The organism is Vibrio sp. LaRot3 (assembly GCF_027587025.1).
Taxonomy (GTDB): Bacteria; Pseudomonadota; Gammaproteobacteria; order Enterobacterales; family Vibrionaceae; genus Vibrio.
In genome coordinates this window covers 647,928-662,855 of the sequence record NZ_JAPPTI010000001.1, presented here as the reverse complement: position 1 = coordinate 662,855, position 14,928 = coordinate 647,928, and the positions used below count along the sequence as shown (strand labels likewise).

Genomic DNA, 14,928 nt, shown 5'->3' with positions numbered 1-14,928 from the left:
TTTAAAACAATGATTTAAGCCCCGCGGTACTCCAGCGGGGTTTTATTTTGTATAATCGAGCGTTCACAAGTCAGAAAAAGTGAAATCTGAGCCATCGTAAACATAACAGTGCGCTTCAGGTTACCTATAAAAACAGCAGTAAGCCTTCATAATGGATAAAAATAAACAACGCAGCTTGAACAAATGGCTCAGACAGCAAAGTAAACTGGCGAAACGCTGGTTACTGGCCGCGGTCGGCCTCGGTGTGTTATCAAGCGTGTTTTTACTTGGGCAAGCGGCCTTACTTGCCTCAATACTTCATCAGCTGATTATTGAACAAGCCGATAAATATTCGTTACTCCCTCAATTCGCCGGATTGGCTGCACTGATCTCGCTAAGAGCGCTATGCTCTTGGGGGCGTGAAATTGCCGGCTATCGCTGTGGTGAACAGATTCGTACTTACATGCGACAGCTGATTCTCGACAAATTACGTGAATTGGGCCCAGCCTACATAAAAGGTAAGCCCGCGGGTACTTGGGCAACCCTGATACTTGAGCAAGTTGAAGAGATGCACGATTTCTTTGCCCGTTATTTACCACAAATGTCACTCGCTGTGATTATCCCTTTCATCATTCTCGTTGTGGTGTTTCCGGTTAACTGGGCAGCAGGTTTCATCTTCTTACTGACGGCACCTCTTGTGCCTTTATTTATGGCGTTGGTTGGTATTAAAGCGGCAGATGCGGGGCAAAAAAACTTTAAAGCCTTGCAACGACTGTCCGGCCACTTTTATGACCGTCTGCAATCCATGACCACCATTCGCCTGTTTGATCGCACCAAAGCAGAAACTGAGTTAATGCAAGGCGCATCTGAGGTATTTCGCTCACGCACGATGGATGTGCTCCGCATCGCCTTCTTGTCTTCTGCGGTTCTTGAGTTCTTCACTTCTATTTCCATTGCCCTAACTGCGGTTTATTTTGGTTTCGCGTTTATTGGTGAACTCAACTTTGGTTACTACGGAGTAGGCGTAACCTTGTTTGCAGGTATGTTTATTCTTATTCTCGCGCCAGAGTTTTATCAGCCACTGCGTGACCTAGGGACTTTCTACCACGCGAAACAGCAAGCGGTCGCTTCAGCGGAAAGCATTGTCGACTTTCTTGAAACCGATGTTACTGCGGTGAAGTCCGGTCAAACCTCAATGGAAGTATCTCAAGGGGTCGAGATTAAAGCGCAAGGTTTAGAAGTATTTAGTTTAGAAGGCAAACGCCTCCTAGGGCCCGTTGATTTTACCCTTTCAGCAAAACAAACAACGGCGTTAGTTGGCCCAAGTGGCGCAGGCAAAACCAGTTTAGTAAATGCGATTCTTGGGTTCTTGCCTTACCGTGGTTCTCTTCAAATCAATGGTATCGAACGCACAGAGCTTAACCTTGAGCATTGGCGCCAACAAATCAGTTGGGTTGGCCAAAACCCACTTCTGCTGCACGGTTCAATCCGTGACAACATCACGTTAGGCAAACATGAAGTGGATGAAAAGCGCATCGAACAAGTGCTCAAAGACTCGTTTTCAGACGAGTTTGTTTCTCAGCATGGCTTAGAGTATCCGATTTCTGATCGCTCAGGCGGCTTATCAGTCGGACAAGCACAGCGACTTGCACTTGCAAGAGCGATGCTACAAGACGGCGAGTTTTGGCTATTAGACGAACCAACAGCAAGTCTCGATGCACGTAGCGAGCGTCTTGTAACTCAAGGTCTTGAAAATCAAATCAAAGAGAAAAGCGCGCTTATCGTTACTCACCAACTTGCCCCACTACAAAGTGTTCAGCAAATTTTAGTGATGCAAGATGGTCAAATCATCCAACAAGGCGACTTTGCCCAATTGTCACAAGCAGAAGGACTGTTCCAAAACATGCTCAACGCGAACCAAGCCCTGCAACAACAAAATGAGGGCAGCCTAGATGCGTGATTTAATTCCATATCTCAAGCTCTTTAAAAAACATTGGTTTGGTTTGTCTCTTGGTATGTTCCTATGGTTCTTAACCCTTTTCGCATCCATTGGCCTACTTTCCCTTTCAGGTTGGTTCTTATCCGCAGCTGCTGTTGCAGGATTAACCATTGCGCGTGAAACCTTTAACTACATGCTACCCGGTGCGTTTGTTCGTGGCTTTGCCATGGGTCGAACAGCGGGGCGTTGGGGAGAGCGCGTAGTTAGCCATAATGCGACATTTAAGCTACTAACTGACCTGCGTATCTTCTTCTTTAAGAAGCTTGCGCCATTAGTACCGGGCAAAGTATCTAACCTACGTGATGCTGATATTCTCAACCGCATCATTGCGGATATTGATGCGATGGATCATGTCTATTTGCGCCTAATTAGCCCGGTTATCATTGGCGTTATAGGGATCGCTACCCTCACTGCAGTGTTGTGCTACTTCGATCCAGAGCTTGGTTTAACCCTTGGCGGCATCTTGCTGGTATTGGTACTGTGCTGGCCTGTTTTGTTCTACAAGTTAGGCAAACGTAATGGTGCTGAGCTAACTCAAAACAAAGCCGATTTGCGCATCAATACACTTGATTGGTTACAAGGCTACAGTGAGTTAACGATTTTTGGTGCAGAACAGCGCTACCGTGATGCCATCTACTCGGCGCAAGAGAAGCTGCTTAAGAACCAGTTCGTTAACGCCCATTTTGCAGGCCTTGCTCAAGCATTATTGATGCTTGCCAATGGTTGGACATTAGTGTTGATGCTATGGTTAGCCGCTGACGGGGTTGGCGGTGGACAACCTGATCCGCTGATTGCCCTATTTGCTTTTGCTACCATGGCCAGTGTCGAACTGTTAATGCCAATCGCAAGCGCTTTCCAGCACTTAGGACAGACGCTTACTTCGGCACGTCGACTTAACGACGTGATTCTAGCCGAGCCTGAAGTGGTGTTTAACGAAAAACCCGCAGAGCTAGATCAAGGTTTTGGTATTGAATATCGCAACGTTACCTTCACCTACCCTGATGGCCAAGCACCAGTAGTGAAAGATATTAACCTTGTTGTGCCAGCAGAACATCGCCTAGCAATTGTGGGCCAAACCGGCTCTGGTAAATCGACATTGCTTCAACTTCTCACCCGTTACTGGGATACCAATCAAGGTGAGCTGCTGATTGGCGAAAAACCACTTAAAGAGTTGTCTGAATCACAACTGCGTTCAGCAATGACCGTTGTTAGCCAGCGCGTGGACATCTTAAATGGCACGCTGCGAGATAATTTGATCATGGCAAAACCTGACTCGACTGACGCAGAAGTTTCAGCCGCGATTGGTAAAGTTGGCCTTGAGAAACTTCTCGAAGGCAAAGGGTTAGACGACTGGCTAGGTGATGGAGGCCGTCAGCTTTCTGGTGGTGAGAAGCGTCGTATTGGTATTGCACGCGCGCTGTTACACAATGCGCCTATTCTGCTACTCGACGAGCCAACTGAAGGTCTAGATAAACAGACTGAGCAGCAAATTATGCGTTTGTTTGATAAACATTTTGTTGGTAAGACTGTCGTATTTATTACCCATAGATTGGTCGAACTAGAAAAGATGGACAGCATCTGTTTGGTTGAAAATGGCGAAGTGGTCGAACACGGCTCGCACCAAGAGTTAATCGCCCAACAAGGCCGTTACTTCCAACTGAATCAAACATTATAAATCTTTAAAGCCGAAGTGTTAGCTTCGGCTTTTTTGTATCAAATCTTTATAAAATAATGACTTGTACCAAAGTTATTACCCTTCCATCCTGCTATCATATGCAACATTAATGTTCTGAAAGTAGTTTAACAGTTACAGTGCCGAATATACCTTGTATCACAAACTTCCCAGAATACTGCATAACAACATGAATTAAGCCTTTCTAGATGGGTTCACATCGCGTTTACCTAGAGCCTGTTTACTGACCTTAGCAATAACCTTATTTAGTAGATTATCCCTTATGAAACATCTCTTACTAGCTATCGCTGCTATCTGCTCGTTCTCTGTAATGGCCGAACAAGAAGTCGATTGCAGCAACCCTGTTACTACCCTTGATTTTAACTACTGTTTGGGGCTAGAGGCAGAACAAGCCTATCAGCAGCTTGACCGTTACTGGCAAAAAAGCCTAGAACGAAACAGCTTTGACCCAACCCTCGTAGAAGAAATGAAAGTGGCCCATGAAAAATGGCATGCTTACCGTCAGTCTCACTGTGATTCCATTTATACCATGTGGCGTCAAGGCACAATCCGAAACGCTAAATCACTAGACTGCCGTATCCAATTAACCAAGCAGCGAACCCACATTTTGTGGGAGAATTTTTTGACCTACGCAGACAGCACACCGCCAGTGCTACCAGAACCAAAATAGCCAGTAATAATGAACAACAATACTCTTCCTAAAACACAGCGAACCCCTTTAAACGTCGCGATTGCTTGGATCGCGCTGCTCTGTATACCTTTAGCCATGTATGGTTTCTTCATCGAGTTTGTGCCGACAGAGACGGTTAATAAAGTAGCCAAAACTTTATCCGTCATTTTGACTATCGTGATTTTGATCTTCTTCCGTAAAGGTGTCGCAAGCAAGATGATGTCAAAGCGCAAGGTATTCCAAGCTATTGAGTTTGGCTTTCGAGTACTGATGATCGCTTACACCCTACACATTTGTTTTGCTTACAGCGTCCCGGGGCTTCAAGCACGTCTACTAGGGAAACAACACGCGAATGTACAAATTGTTGTTCCTAGAGAGAATCACGCCACTCGAGAATGTGAGTTCGTCATCGAAAACGATTATTTGGAGCCAACGTTGCACGGCTATGTCTGTATTTCAGAAACCAGCTACTTAACCAAAGACCAAGTGTACATATTATCTGGCTATCAAAGCTCGCTAGGCTTTTATGTCAAACATGCCGTACCCAATTCAGCGTTTAAGAAAATCTTACAAGAAATTAAGAAAGAACGTGGGACAGTTCAATCATGAGAGTTTTAACCAGCCTATTATGTTGCCTGCCTTTGATTGCGATGACAGCAAGTGCAAGTGATGACTTCTGCTCCAAACAAAGTGATAAGATCATCAAGCAGCTTTACCCAAACTACTCGACTCAAGATGAGTATTATCCAAAGCTCAACGATAAATTGGATCGCTCGTTAGCTTCTATCGAATGCAAAGTGTGGCCTGCAAACCCTAAATTGGCAATCCTTGCTCTTAAAGCGGATCACCCAAACTCTTCTGAGCATTCTCGCGCAGCTGAGACGTCTGATCTGGTACTTATCATGGCCTCGACCGAAACAAATTCAATACTAAGCGTTCGCAAAGAAGACGATGCACTGTTCTCTGACGCCATTTATGTTTCTGACATCGAGATAGATACCGCCTATTACAAATTGTCGTCTGATACCGTTGCGTTCGGTATTAAAGTATTTCGAAGTGGCAGCTCCAATGTTTACGCTTTACATAACAAAGCCCTATCACTTTACACCTACAAACAAGGGCGCATCGTCAAAGTGTTGGACAATATGTTGGTACAAAATCTTGGTGGCGAATGGGACACACGCTGCGAGGGAAAATCGAGCGAAGATAAACGGATTATCATCGTCAAAGGCCAACAAACCAAAGGCTATGCTGATTTGTTAGTAAAAACCACCACCGTAGACCGCATCACTAAGCTCACTAACGATGAATGCAACCGCATCATCACCAATACCAGTAAGCAACAAACCACATTGAAGTTTGATGGTAACGCTTACCTCGTGCCTAAGCCGTTACAAGGGTTCTAGCATGTTTAGTAAGCTTTATTTCTATCTACAGCAGCGCAAAGTGCTGTTCGAGGGCAAGCAAGACATTACGCCTCAGCTAGGCCGACAGATGTTTAACAAACTTAACTCTGGCTATTACACCGAACAAGAAGAAGCGCTAATCCTAAAACTTCTGGTGAAAAAATCATTCATCAGCAAGCGTCATGGCGAATACGAGTTTATCAAGAAAGATAAACCCTACGTTCCGAACCGAATCTCACGCAATATGAGATTTGGCATGTTTGTCTTTGCTTTAGCACTTGGAGGTATGGGCCTTTACGCTTGGCAAACTGGGTATTTTTACTTACCGGGCAGACGCGGTGGTACTGATATCGTGGGTAGTGCTATCACGCCATTCGTGACAGCAATGGGCTGTTTTTCTTTGCTGGTATTCACGGCGATCATCGACCACTACGACACCAGAGACAACGAATACGTTTATAACTTTATATACAAAACCTTGTTTTTCTTAGGCTGGGGGATGTTACTGCTCTCTATCATCCTTGGGAATAGGGTCTAAGCCATGAAACAAATCCAGATACTCACTTTAGCTACGTTACTCTTCGGTATCACCCAAGCTAACGCTCAGCAACTCAGCATCGATACCCGCTGCTTCATGTCACCAGACGAGAAGTTAAAAGTAGAGTTTAAAACTTATCAAGATTCAGACATCGGCTGGGTGGGTGGCCAACTTCGATACCACACCTCTCAGCAATATATCCCATTAGTGTTTAAGACCAGTGAAGTGGTCACTGAAATTCCTGATAGACCATGGGAGTTTAAACATACTTGGCTTGAAATTGTTGATGGCCAAATCAACGGTAGCTACCAATACCATAGCCAAGGCGCGGTGGTGTTTAACTTCTCTTACCGACCTAGCGGTAGTGACCAAGTTTTCGACTTATCCAAAAACTCTCACTCAGTGGACCAAAATGGCCACTGTACGTGGGAAGCAATGTCAGAGTAACCATAATGATTGAACAAAGATTAGAGCAACTAAATGCAACCTTAGCTAATGAGCCGAATAACATCCCTGCCCTTTACGAACGCGCGCTGTGGCTTGCGGGTGACTACATCGCCAACGATGAATGCCTTTACGATGAGCATGCCCAAAACTACCGCCAATCCCTAGAAGACTTAGATAAGATCATTGAGCTTGATCCGAAGCACGCTCTTGCGCAGTACCACAAAGCTTGTATCTATTTTTCTCTTGATATCGACGATGAAGAAGCAGAATCACTTCTCTATACGGCACTTGAGCTAGAACCGAACAACGTTGACGCTATGTACAAATATGCGGAAGTCATTACCTACAATGGTGAGAACTCCGATCATGGTGTGGCTTTAATGGATCGAGTGATTGCTATTGACCCAAGCTCTAGTGCCTACATGATGAAAGGTGTTTACTTAATGGGTGATGCGGAATACAACTTCATCATTTGTGATATTCCGCAAGCATTGGATACGCTTCGCCTCGCAATCACCAATTTTGAGCACGCCATCAATCTAGACCCAGAGGCGCACAAAGAGTACGGTTTAGAGAAAATCGAAGAATGTTTAGCTCAGATAAAAGCGAACTCTTAACGAACTAAATTGAGTTCAGGAAATATCGCTATTCAACTAACTGAATGGCGATACCCGAGTTCATTCATGAAGTTCATATTGGACTCATCCACAAGGAAGCGGTAATGAAGAAAGTCATCTTTCTGTCGGTGTTATTGATCGTATCTAATCTCTTTTGGCTAGGAACTTTGGTTCTTAAGGCCATCGATTTAGGTGTGACTCAAACCTATCAGCAAGCCAGTTACGAAACCGCAGCACAGGCGCTCAAACAGGCTATTGTATTGGCTAAACATGACCTGATTGGTAAAGATGCTGAGCAGGTTATCAAGCTAATCCCGCGTGATGTTGATGACTTTGAACCCTTCATCAAAGAAGGTTGCCTCTACTATTCTGAGATCTGCTTGAAACTCGATGAAGCCCAAGTGATTACCGACATCACACTGTTTGATTCTCACTGACATTTATCGGACACAGTAGACAATAATCTCGTTATTCTGAACCATCACTACATCCCTCTTCATTCATCATGAATTAAGGAACTTCGCTATGGCCGCAACAAAAATCAAAAATGTGATCTTCGATATTGGCAACGTCGTGGTACGTTGGTCGCCGCTTGAAATCATCCGCCTGACATTTGGCGATAACATTGATGCGCCCGCCAAAGCTCGGGAAGTATTCCAACACTCTATCTGGATGGATTTGAACAAGGGTCGCTTAACTGAAGACCAAGCTAAACAAGCCTATCAACAGCAGCTTAATTTCAGTGAGCTTGAAAGCGAAAAACTGTTCTTTAACGTGAGACAAACTCTTACCCCGCTATATGGTTCTCAGCAATTAATTGAACGCTTAAAGCAGGCCGGTTACGGCGTTTATGCGCTGACGGACAACGTCACAGAACTGGTCGATTACTTAAAGCAACAGTACGACTTTTGGCCTCTGTTTGATGGTGCAACAGTATCTGCGGATGTAGATATGCTTAAGCCCCAAGCGGAGATTTACCACCACTTATTACAAAGCAATAACTTAGTTGGTGAAGAGTGCATCTTCTTAGATGACATGCCGCACAACGTTGAAGGGGCAAAAGCCGTTGGCATCGACGCTATTCAATTTGCGCATGCGCATCAGGCGGAACAAGAGCTAAAAGAAAGAGGATTGGCGTTCTAATTTGTTTCGTGCATGCCAGCGCTGATTCATTAAATTGAAGACAAGAAAAAAGCAGCCATCTGGCTGCTTTTTAAATATTGAATCATCTATTAACGATGCTTGCTACGTGCACCTGGCTTACCTGCCGACGATTTAGCTGGCTTACGACGAGCTGGGTTGTTACTGCGACCTTTTGGTGCATTCACACGCTCTTCGTGACGCTTAACTGCACGACGAATCTTCTGACTACGAGAACGCTCACGTTTGCGAGAGGTATTCTCTTTGCTTTCGTCAAGCATAGTTTGGCGCTCTGGACGAAGCTCTACCAGTTCACGTAGGTAGTTCACTTCTTTCAGAGTCAGCTCCATCCATCCACCACGAGGCAGTTTCTTGTCTAGGTAGATGTCACCGTAACGTACACGTTTCAGACGGCTAACCGTTGTCTCTTGCGATTCCCATAAACGACGAACCTCACGGTTACGACCTTCGTTAATCGCTACGTAGAAAGTGTGGTTCATACCCTCACCGCCTGCGTAAACAACATCTTCAAAACGCGCCATACCATCTTCAAGCTCAACGCCACGAACTAAGTTCTTCACCTTTTGTTCAGTCACTTCACCAAATACGCGAACTAGGTATTCACGTTCAACTTGGCGGCTTGGGTGCATTAGACGGTTTGCTAGTTCACCATCAGTAGTAAACAGAAGTAGACCTGATGTGTTTGCGTCCAAACGACCTACCGAGATCCAACGAGAACCGCGGATTTTTGGTAGACGGTCAAACACGGTACGACGACCTTCAGGATCGTGGCGAGTACACAGTTCACCCTCTGGCTTGTAGTAAGCAAGCACACGACAAATCACCTCTTCCTGCGCTTTTACAGAAACAGTGTGACCATCGATACGAACGATAGCATTATCGTCTTCTAGTCGTTCACCCAGCTTTGCAACGATACCGTTAACACTTACACGGCCCGCTTTAATCAACGCTTCTAGTTCGCGTCGTGAGCCATGTCCAGCTCGGGCTAATACTTTCTGAAGTTTTTCGTTCATCAATTTACCTATGTGTCGTCTTCGCAGACGTCGAATGAAATACGCGACTCAAATTCGCGGCCGCACAATATAGCAAAATACTGTGATGAAAGCATCAAATTTAGCAGACAATAAGTGACTATTCGAACGGTGCTGGATCACCTGAACCCACACGAGCAATCACAGGCTCATCATCGCTAAAATCAACCACTGTGGTTGGCTGTTCACCTAAGTAACCACCATTAAGAATCACATCAACTGCGTGTTCTAGCTTGTCACGAATATCTTCCGGATCGGATTCAGTGACTTCGTTACCCGGTAGAATCAAAGACGTCGACATTAATGGCTCGCCCAGCGCTTCTAGTAGATCCAGCGCGATACGGTTATCCGGAACACGAATACCAATGGTCTTACGTTTTGAGTTCATCAAACGACGCGGCACTTCTTTAGTACCTTTAAAGATAAAAGTGTACGGCCCCGGCGTATTGTTTTTTAGTAGACGAAATGCGGTGTTATCAACACGCGCATACAACGAGATTTCAGATAAATCGCGGCAAAGCAAAGTAAAGTTATGTTTCTCGTTTAGACGGCGGATCTGACAAATTCGTTCTAATGCTTGTTTGTTTTCTAGCTGGCAGCCTAATGCGTAGCCAGAGTCAGTTGGGTAGACGACTACCCCGCCATTGCGAATGATTGCTACAGCTTGATTAATCAAGCGAGCCTGTGGGTTCTCAGGATGAACGTAAAAAAACTGGCTCATGGTAATTCCTCATTATCGAGCCTCGCGGCTCTATAGTTATAATACCCAGTAAAATATAAACACGGCTTACTGGGCTTTCGATATTACTCTTGCTGATCAATATCAGCCTCGGTTGGTTCAATACCCCAATCTTTCCAGACTGGTTCTACACCTTTCGGTAACCAAAGATTGCGACCTAACTCCATCCATGGGGATGGGTAGTGGAAGTCGCTGCCTTGAGAGGCTAATAGTTTGTATTGTATAGCATAATCTGCAAGGTTGCGTCTTTCTTGTTGCGCTTGTTGAGGTTGCGCAACTTCCATCGCTTCGCCACCTGCTTCAACAAACGCTGAAATCAGACGTTTAATCCACTTAGCTGTAAAGCCGTAGCGCCCCGGATGCGCCAACACAGCTTGACCACCAGCGGCTTGAATGGCCGCAACCGCCTCGGCCATTGAGCACCATTGCGGCGGAACATAACCCGGATTATTACGAGTTAAATACTTCTTAAAGACCTGCTGCATGGTTTTAGCATAACCATTATCCACCAGCCATTTAGCAAAGTGAGCGCGTGTAATCGGTGCATCTCCTGCTATCTGCTGAACTTCTTCTAAAACGCCTTCTTGAGTCGCTTTTTGAAGGCGATGGGCAATCAGAGCAGCCCGTTCACTACGATAATTCTTTTGCTGCTCAATAAGGGCTTGCAGCTCGGCTGCATCAGGGTCGATGTTTAAACCGACGATATGAATATCTTTGTTTTGCCACACGGTCGAAATTTCAATGCCATTGATAATGGTCAGATCGTAATTATTGTCGGCCACATATTGCTTCGCCTCTGCCAACGCTTCGACGGTGTCGTGGTCTGTAATGGCGAGAACATCAAGCTCAAAACTCATCGCTCGTTCAATCAACTCAGGGGGAGTCAGCCGACCATCGGATGCTGTGGTGTGACTATGTAAATCAATTCTCATGTTCTAATTCTTATTTAGGTGAAGGCGATCCAATAGTGAGATTCTATTCGACCGATCACGACATTGAGATATTTTGGGGCTTGACAGCACAACAAAATACTAGTTAACTAGTACGCAAATACAACGTATTAAATGAACCTAATTCGGTAGACACGCTATGTTACAAGAATTTAACCAACAGCAAAATGTGAAACTTGATCTGAACTGCACGAAACAGCAGAACGCAGATTTAGTTTGGTGGCGCACTTGGACAAGTTCTTGGTGGGCTAACGTGTACTTTTAACAACACTTAAGTGTTAGAAAGATTGCCAAAGCCCGCTCAACCAGCGGGCTTTTTTGATTCCATTATTTACTTCCGATAAACATACTTGAACTGACTGGCGAAAGATTCAGCAAAACGAACAAATTCTAGATTGGGGTAACGTTTGCTTTATGCGAGTATGTAGATAAGGAAGAATGATTAAAACGATAACGAAAAGGAGGTCTTGTGAACAAGGCCATTGAAATTCGAAAGCTAGGAAGTGTAGAAGTTATTCAAACTGAGGTTCCCTACTCTCAGGATCCAACGCATTTATTCCACACTTTGTGTGAAAACAAAACCGACAGCTTATTGCTAGAGTCGGCTGAAATCGATTCTAAACAAAACCTTCAAAGCCTATTGATTGTTGACTCCGCGATTCGCATTGTTTGTTTTGGTCACACCGTAACAATGACCGCCCTCACCGACAACGGTCAGCACTTACTGGAACACATTCAAGCTAACGTCACTGAATCTGTTACAAGCCAATATCATCAAGGTGAATTAACTCTTAAATTTAGCGCACCATGTGACACATTAGATGAAGACTCTCGTCTACGTGAAGCGTCTTCATTTGATGCCCTGCGCCTTATCCAACACAGTTTTGATTTAACCAACCAGCCGAAACATGCTCTGTTTCTCGGTGGCTTATTTGCTTACGATTTAGTGGCAAACTTTGAACCACTGGGCGATGCTCAAGCAACTAACCAGTGCCCTGACTACGTGTTTTACGTTGCAGAGACATTGCTGGTGGTTGATCACCAAGCTCAATCTTGTTCACTGCAAGCAACGCGCTTTACGGAGAACGCAAGTGCTGAACCATTAAAGCAACGTCTCAATGAGATTGACCTTGCCTGCCAGCAACCTAAAGCCTTACCAGAGCCGCAAAAACTGACCGACGTAACAGCAGTGCCAAGCATCGCTGACCAAGATTTCTGTGAAATCGTGCGAGACCTTAAACAGTTCGTGGTAAAAGGCGATGTGTTCCAAGTGGTGCCATCACGTCGATTCACGCTGCCATGCCCTTCTCCACTAGCGGCATATAAAGCGCTAAAACAGAGTAACCCAAGCCCTTACATGTTCTACATGCAAGATGAGCTGTTTACTTTATTTGGCGCGTCTCCTGAAAGCGCATTGAAATACGAAACGCACACTAACCAAGTCGAGATTTACCCAATCGCAGGTACGCGCCGTCGTGGTAAGCACCAAGATGGTCGCATTGATTTTGATCTAGATAGCCGCATTGAGCTTGAACTGCGCAGCGATGTAAAAGAAAACGCAGAACACATGATGTTGGTGGATTTAGCACGTAATGATGTTGCTCGTATCTCTCAAGCAGGTACTCGCCATGTTGCTGACCTTTTGAAAGTTGACCGCTACAGCCATGTGATGCATTTAGTCTCGCGCGTCGTTGGTCAATTACGCGAAGATTTAGATGCACTGCACGCCTACCAAGCATGCATGAACATGGGCACATTAACTGGCGCTCCGAAAATTCGCGCAATGCAGCTCATCCGCGATGTTGAGCAAGCTCGTCGCGGCAGTTATGGCGGCGCTGTAGGCTACCTTACTGGCGAAGGCACATTAGATACCTGTATCGTGATTCGCTCGGCTTACGTTGAAAACGGCATTGCTCAAGTTCAAGCAGGCGCTGGGGTTGTCTTCGACTCTGACCCTCAAGCCGAAGCAGATGAAACTCGTGGTAAAGCGCAAGCGGTTATCTCAGCCATTCAATCAGCGCATCAAGCATCGGCACACAAGGAGTAAACCCATGGCGAACATTATTTTTATCGATAACTTCGACTCGTTTACTTACAACCTTGTGGATCAGTTTCGCTCGCTAGGCCATCAGGTGACAATTTATCGCAACCACATTGCCGCACAGGCAATTGAGCAAGCAGTTAGCAAACTGGACAACCCGGTCATTCTGCTTTCTCCCGGCCCGGGCGCGCCATCAGAAGCGGGCAACATGCCTGATCTGATCCAACGCCTAAAGGGCAAAGTACCAATGATTGGTATTTGTCTTGGTCACCAAGCGATTGTTGAAGCCTACGGCGGTAAAGTCGAAGGAGCTGGCGAGATTGTCCATGGCAAAGTTTCCATGATGGCGCACCAAAATCATGCAACTTACCAAGGTTTGCCGTCACCACTGGCCATTGCTCGTTACCACTCTTTGGTGGCGACAGAAGTACCGAACAGCCTAACCGTCACAGCGGAAGTCGATGGTCTCGTGATGTCAGTAGTACAAGAACAAGATAAGGTCTGCGGATTTCAGTTCCACCCAGAATCCATTATGACCACTTACGGTGCAACCCTGCTTGCGAATGCCATTGATTGGGCATTGGATAGTTCATCCACGGACAGCAAAATCAGTAACGACAAAAAGACAGACAATAAAAAGGATTAAGGAACAACGTCATGGAACAGATTATTAATAAACTATATGACCAGCAGTCACTCTCTGAGCAAGAGAGCCAACAGCTTTTCGATATCATTATTCGTGGCGAGTTAGATCCAATCCTAATGGCTTCTGCGCTGACTGCATTGAAAATCAAAGGCGAAACGCCAGAAGAAATCGCAGGTGCGGCTAAGGCACTACTGGCGAATGCCAATCCATTCCCACGCCCTGACTACGATTTCGCAGACATTGTTGGTACCGGCGGTGATGGCCACAACACCATCAATATCTCGACCACTGCCGCTTTTGTTGCAGCGGCATGTGGCTTAAAGGTTGCTAAGCACGGCAATCGCAGCGTATCAAGTAAATCAGGTTCTTCAGACCTACTCGATTCGTTTGGAATTGATCTGGCGATGAGCGCAGAAGACACCGCTAAAGCGGTTGACGATATTGGCGTTGCTTTCCTTTTTGCACCGCAATATCACGGCGGCGTGCGCCATGCGATGCCAGTGCGCCAAACTATGAAGACTCGCACTATCTTCAACATTCTGGGCCCACTGATTAACCCCGCTCGCCCTAACATCGAGTTGATGGGCGTTTACAGCGAAGAATTAGTACGCCCGATTGCAGAAACCATGCTAAAAATGGGTATGAAACGCGCAGCAGTAGTCCACGGTAGCGGCCTAGATGAAGTCGCCATTCATGGAGCTACGACAGTGGCTGAAATCAAGAATGGCGAGATCGTGGAATACACACTCACACCAGAAGACTTTGGCGTTGAAAGCTACCCGCTAGAGTCAATTAAAGGCGGCGACCCGCAAGAGAACAAAGCAATCATCACCAATATCTTAACGGGCAAAGGTACAGATGCTCAGCTTGGCGCAGTGGCGGTTAACGTGTCGCTTTTGATGCGTCTATTTGGCCATGAAGATCTGAAAGCCAACACAGCGCAAGCCATCGAAGCAATGAACTCAGGTAAAGCGTATCAGCTAGTACAACAACTGGCTGCGCGAGGATAAC

General features: G+C 45.7%; 17 protein-coding genes and 1 other annotated feature. Of the genes, 14 read left to right on the top strand and 3 right to left on the bottom strand.

The window, feature by feature from the left end; all coding sequences use genetic code 11:
* Positions 1–151: 151 nt before the first annotated feature.
* The 10 genes from cydD (at position 152) to OH461_RS03090 (ending at position 8,492) form a co-directional block, all read left to right on the top strand.
* Entirely contained in the window at positions 152–1,939 is a 1,788-nt protein-coding gene (gene cydD, locus OH461_RS03135) for a heme ABC transporter permease/ATP-binding protein CydD (RefSeq protein ID WP_270019172.1), read from the top strand.
* Entirely contained in the window at positions 1,932–3,653 is a 1,722-nt protein-coding gene (gene cydC / locus OH461_RS03130; RefSeq protein WP_270019171.1) for a heme ABC transporter ATP-binding protein/permease CydC, read from the top strand. Before cydD ends, cydC begins: the two co-directional genes overlap by 8 nt.
* A gap of 280 nt (positions 3,654–3,933) precedes the next feature.
* A complete protein-coding gene (locus OH461_RS03125) occupies positions 3,934–4,341 on the top strand; it encodes a lysozyme inhibitor LprI family protein (protein ID WP_270019170.1) in 408 nt (135 codons plus the stop codon).
* A gap of 9 nt (positions 4,342–4,350) precedes the next feature.
* A complete protein-coding gene (locus OH461_RS03120; protein WP_270019169.1) occupies positions 4,351–4,950 on the top strand; it encodes a hypothetical protein in 600 nt (199 codons plus the stop codon).
* Positions 4,947–5,747: a hypothetical protein gene (locus OH461_RS03115; RefSeq protein WP_270019168.1), complete on the top strand. Its 801-nt coding sequence runs from the start codon at positions 4,947–4,949 to the stop codon at positions 5,745–5,747. Before OH461_RS03120 ends, OH461_RS03115 begins: the two co-directional genes overlap by 4 nt.
* A 1-nt stretch (position 5,748) precedes the next feature.
* Positions 5,749–6,285: a hypothetical protein gene (locus OH461_RS03110; protein WP_270019167.1), complete on the top strand. Its 537-nt coding sequence runs from the start codon at positions 5,749–5,751 to the stop codon at positions 6,283–6,285.
* A 3-nt stretch (positions 6,286–6,288) separates the two neighbouring features.
* On the top strand, positions 6,289–6,732 hold the full coding sequence (locus OH461_RS03105) for a hypothetical protein (RefSeq protein ID WP_270019166.1): 444 nt from the start codon (positions 6,289–6,291) through the stop codon (positions 6,730–6,732).
* A 5-nt stretch (positions 6,733–6,737) separates the two neighbouring features.
* Positions 6,738–7,349, top strand: a complete 612-nt coding sequence (locus tag OH461_RS03100; protein WP_270019165.1) for a hypothetical protein — start codon at positions 6,738–6,740, stop codon at positions 7,347–7,349.
* Positions 7,350–7,453: 104 nt separating this feature from the next.
* The gene (locus OH461_RS03095; protein ID WP_270019164.1) at positions 7,454–7,786 is read left to right on the top strand and encodes a hypothetical protein; all 333 of its coding nucleotides are present in this window, start codon (positions 7,454–7,456) and stop codon (positions 7,784–7,786) included.
* 88 nt (positions 7,787–7,874) lie between these two features.
* A complete protein-coding gene (locus OH461_RS03090) occupies positions 7,875–8,492 on the top strand; it encodes an HAD family hydrolase (protein ID WP_270019163.1) in 618 nt (205 codons plus the stop codon).
* Positions 8,493–8,581: 89 nt separating this feature from the next.
* Here the strand turns inward: OH461_RS03090 and rluB are convergent, their stop codons facing one another.
* From rluB to rnm, 3 genes are all read right to left on the bottom strand, one after another.
* Positions 8,582–9,523, bottom strand: a complete 942-nt coding sequence (gene rluB, locus OH461_RS03085; protein WP_270019162.1) for a 23S rRNA pseudouridine(2605) synthase RluB — start codon at positions 9,521–9,523, stop codon at positions 8,582–8,584.
* Positions 9,524–9,641: 118 nt separating this feature from the next.
* Positions 9,642–10,262: an L-threonylcarbamoyladenylate synthase gene (locus tag OH461_RS03080; RefSeq protein WP_270019161.1), complete on the bottom strand. Its 621-nt coding sequence runs from the start codon at positions 10,260–10,262 to the stop codon at positions 9,642–9,644.
* An 83-nt stretch (positions 10,263–10,345) separates the two neighbouring features.
* A complete protein-coding gene (rnm, locus tag OH461_RS03075) occupies positions 10,346–11,212 on the bottom strand; it encodes an RNase RNM (RefSeq protein WP_270019160.1) in 867 nt (288 codons plus the stop codon).
* Between the two features lie 157 nt (positions 11,213–11,369).
* On the opposite strand from rnm, the gene OH461_RS03070 reads away from it, so the two are divergent.
* The 4 genes from OH461_RS03070 (at position 11,370) to trpD (ending at position 14,927) form a co-directional block, all read left to right on the top strand.
* Positions 11,370–11,495, top strand: coding sequence for a Trp operon leader peptide (locus OH461_RS03070; RefSeq protein ID WP_270019159.1), 126 nt, complete (start codon positions 11,370–11,372; stop codon positions 11,493–11,495).
* Positions 11,442–11,552 (top strand) — a sequence feature (Trp leader region). It overlaps the preceding gene by 54 nt.
* A 147-nt stretch (positions 11,553–11,699) precedes the next feature.
* Entirely contained in the window at positions 11,700–13,277 is a 1,578-nt protein-coding gene (locus OH461_RS03065; protein WP_270019158.1) for an anthranilate synthase component 1, read from the top strand.
* A 4-nt stretch (positions 13,278–13,281) separates the two neighbouring features.
* Positions 13,282–13,917 (top strand): aminodeoxychorismate/anthranilate synthase component II, encoded by a 636-nt coding sequence (locus tag OH461_RS03060; protein ID WP_270019157.1) that lies wholly within the window; start codon positions 13,282–13,284, stop codon positions 13,915–13,917.
* Between the two features lie 11 nt (positions 13,918–13,928).
* On the top strand, positions 13,929–14,927 hold the full coding sequence (gene trpD, locus OH461_RS03055) for an anthranilate phosphoribosyltransferase (protein WP_270019156.1): 999 nt from the start codon (positions 13,929–13,931) through the stop codon (positions 14,925–14,927).
* Position 14,928: the final 1 nt, after the last annotated feature.

What these genes read in the sequence shown, in the direction of transcription:
- OH461_RS03100 (WP_270019165.1), top strand. Translation starts at nt 6,738, where the DNA reads ATGATTGAACAAAGATTAGAGCAACTAAATGCAACCTTAGCTAATGAG.
- cydC (WP_270019171.1), top strand. Translation starts at nt 1,932, where the DNA reads ATGCGTGATTTAATTCCATATCTCAAGCTCTTTAAAAAACATTGGTTT.
- OH461_RS03070 (WP_270019159.1), top strand. Translation starts at nt 11,370, where the DNA reads ATGTTACAAGAATTTAACCAACAGCAAAATGTGAAACTTGATCTGAAC.
- OH461_RS03080 (WP_270019161.1), bottom strand. Translation starts at nt 10,262, where the DNA reads ATGAGCCAGTTTTTTTACGTTCATCCTGAGAACCCACAGGCTCGCTTG.
- OH461_RS03090 (WP_270019163.1), top strand. Translation starts at nt 7,875, where the DNA reads ATGGCCGCAACAAAAATCAAAAATGTGATCTTCGATATTGGCAACGTC.
- OH461_RS03115 (WP_270019168.1), top strand. Translation starts at nt 4,947, where the DNA reads ATGAGAGTTTTAACCAGCCTATTATGTTGCCTGCCTTTGATTGCGATG.
- OH461_RS03060 (WP_270019157.1), top strand. Translation starts at nt 13,282, where the DNA reads ATGGCGAACATTATTTTTATCGATAACTTCGACTCGTTTACTTACAAC.
- OH461_RS03095 (WP_270019164.1), top strand. Translation starts at nt 7,454, where the DNA reads ATGAAGAAAGTCATCTTTCTGTCGGTGTTATTGATCGTATCTAATCTC.
- OH461_RS03120 (WP_270019169.1), top strand. Translation starts at nt 4,351, where the DNA reads ATGAACAACAATACTCTTCCTAAAACACAGCGAACCCCTTTAAACGTC.
- OH461_RS03125 (WP_270019170.1), top strand. Translation starts at nt 3,934, where the DNA reads ATGAAACATCTCTTACTAGCTATCGCTGCTATCTGCTCGTTCTCTGTA.
- cydD (WP_270019172.1), top strand. Translation starts at nt 152, where the DNA reads ATGGATAAAAATAAACAACGCAGCTTGAACAAATGGCTCAGACAGCAA.
- OH461_RS03110 (WP_270019167.1), top strand. Translation starts at nt 5,749, where the DNA reads ATGTTTAGTAAGCTTTATTTCTATCTACAGCAGCGCAAAGTGCTGTTC.
- OH461_RS03105 (WP_270019166.1), top strand. Translation starts at nt 6,289, where the DNA reads ATGAAACAAATCCAGATACTCACTTTAGCTACGTTACTCTTCGGTATC.
- trpD (WP_270019156.1), top strand. Translation starts at nt 13,929, where the DNA reads ATGGAACAGATTATTAATAAACTATATGACCAGCAGTCACTCTCTGAG.
- rnm (WP_270019160.1), bottom strand. Translation starts at nt 11,212, where the DNA reads ATGAGAATTGATTTACATAGTCACACCACAGCATCCGATGGTCGGCTG.
- rluB (WP_270019162.1), bottom strand. Translation starts at nt 9,523, where the DNA reads ATGAACGAAAAACTTCAGAAAGTATTAGCCCGAGCTGGACATGGCTCA.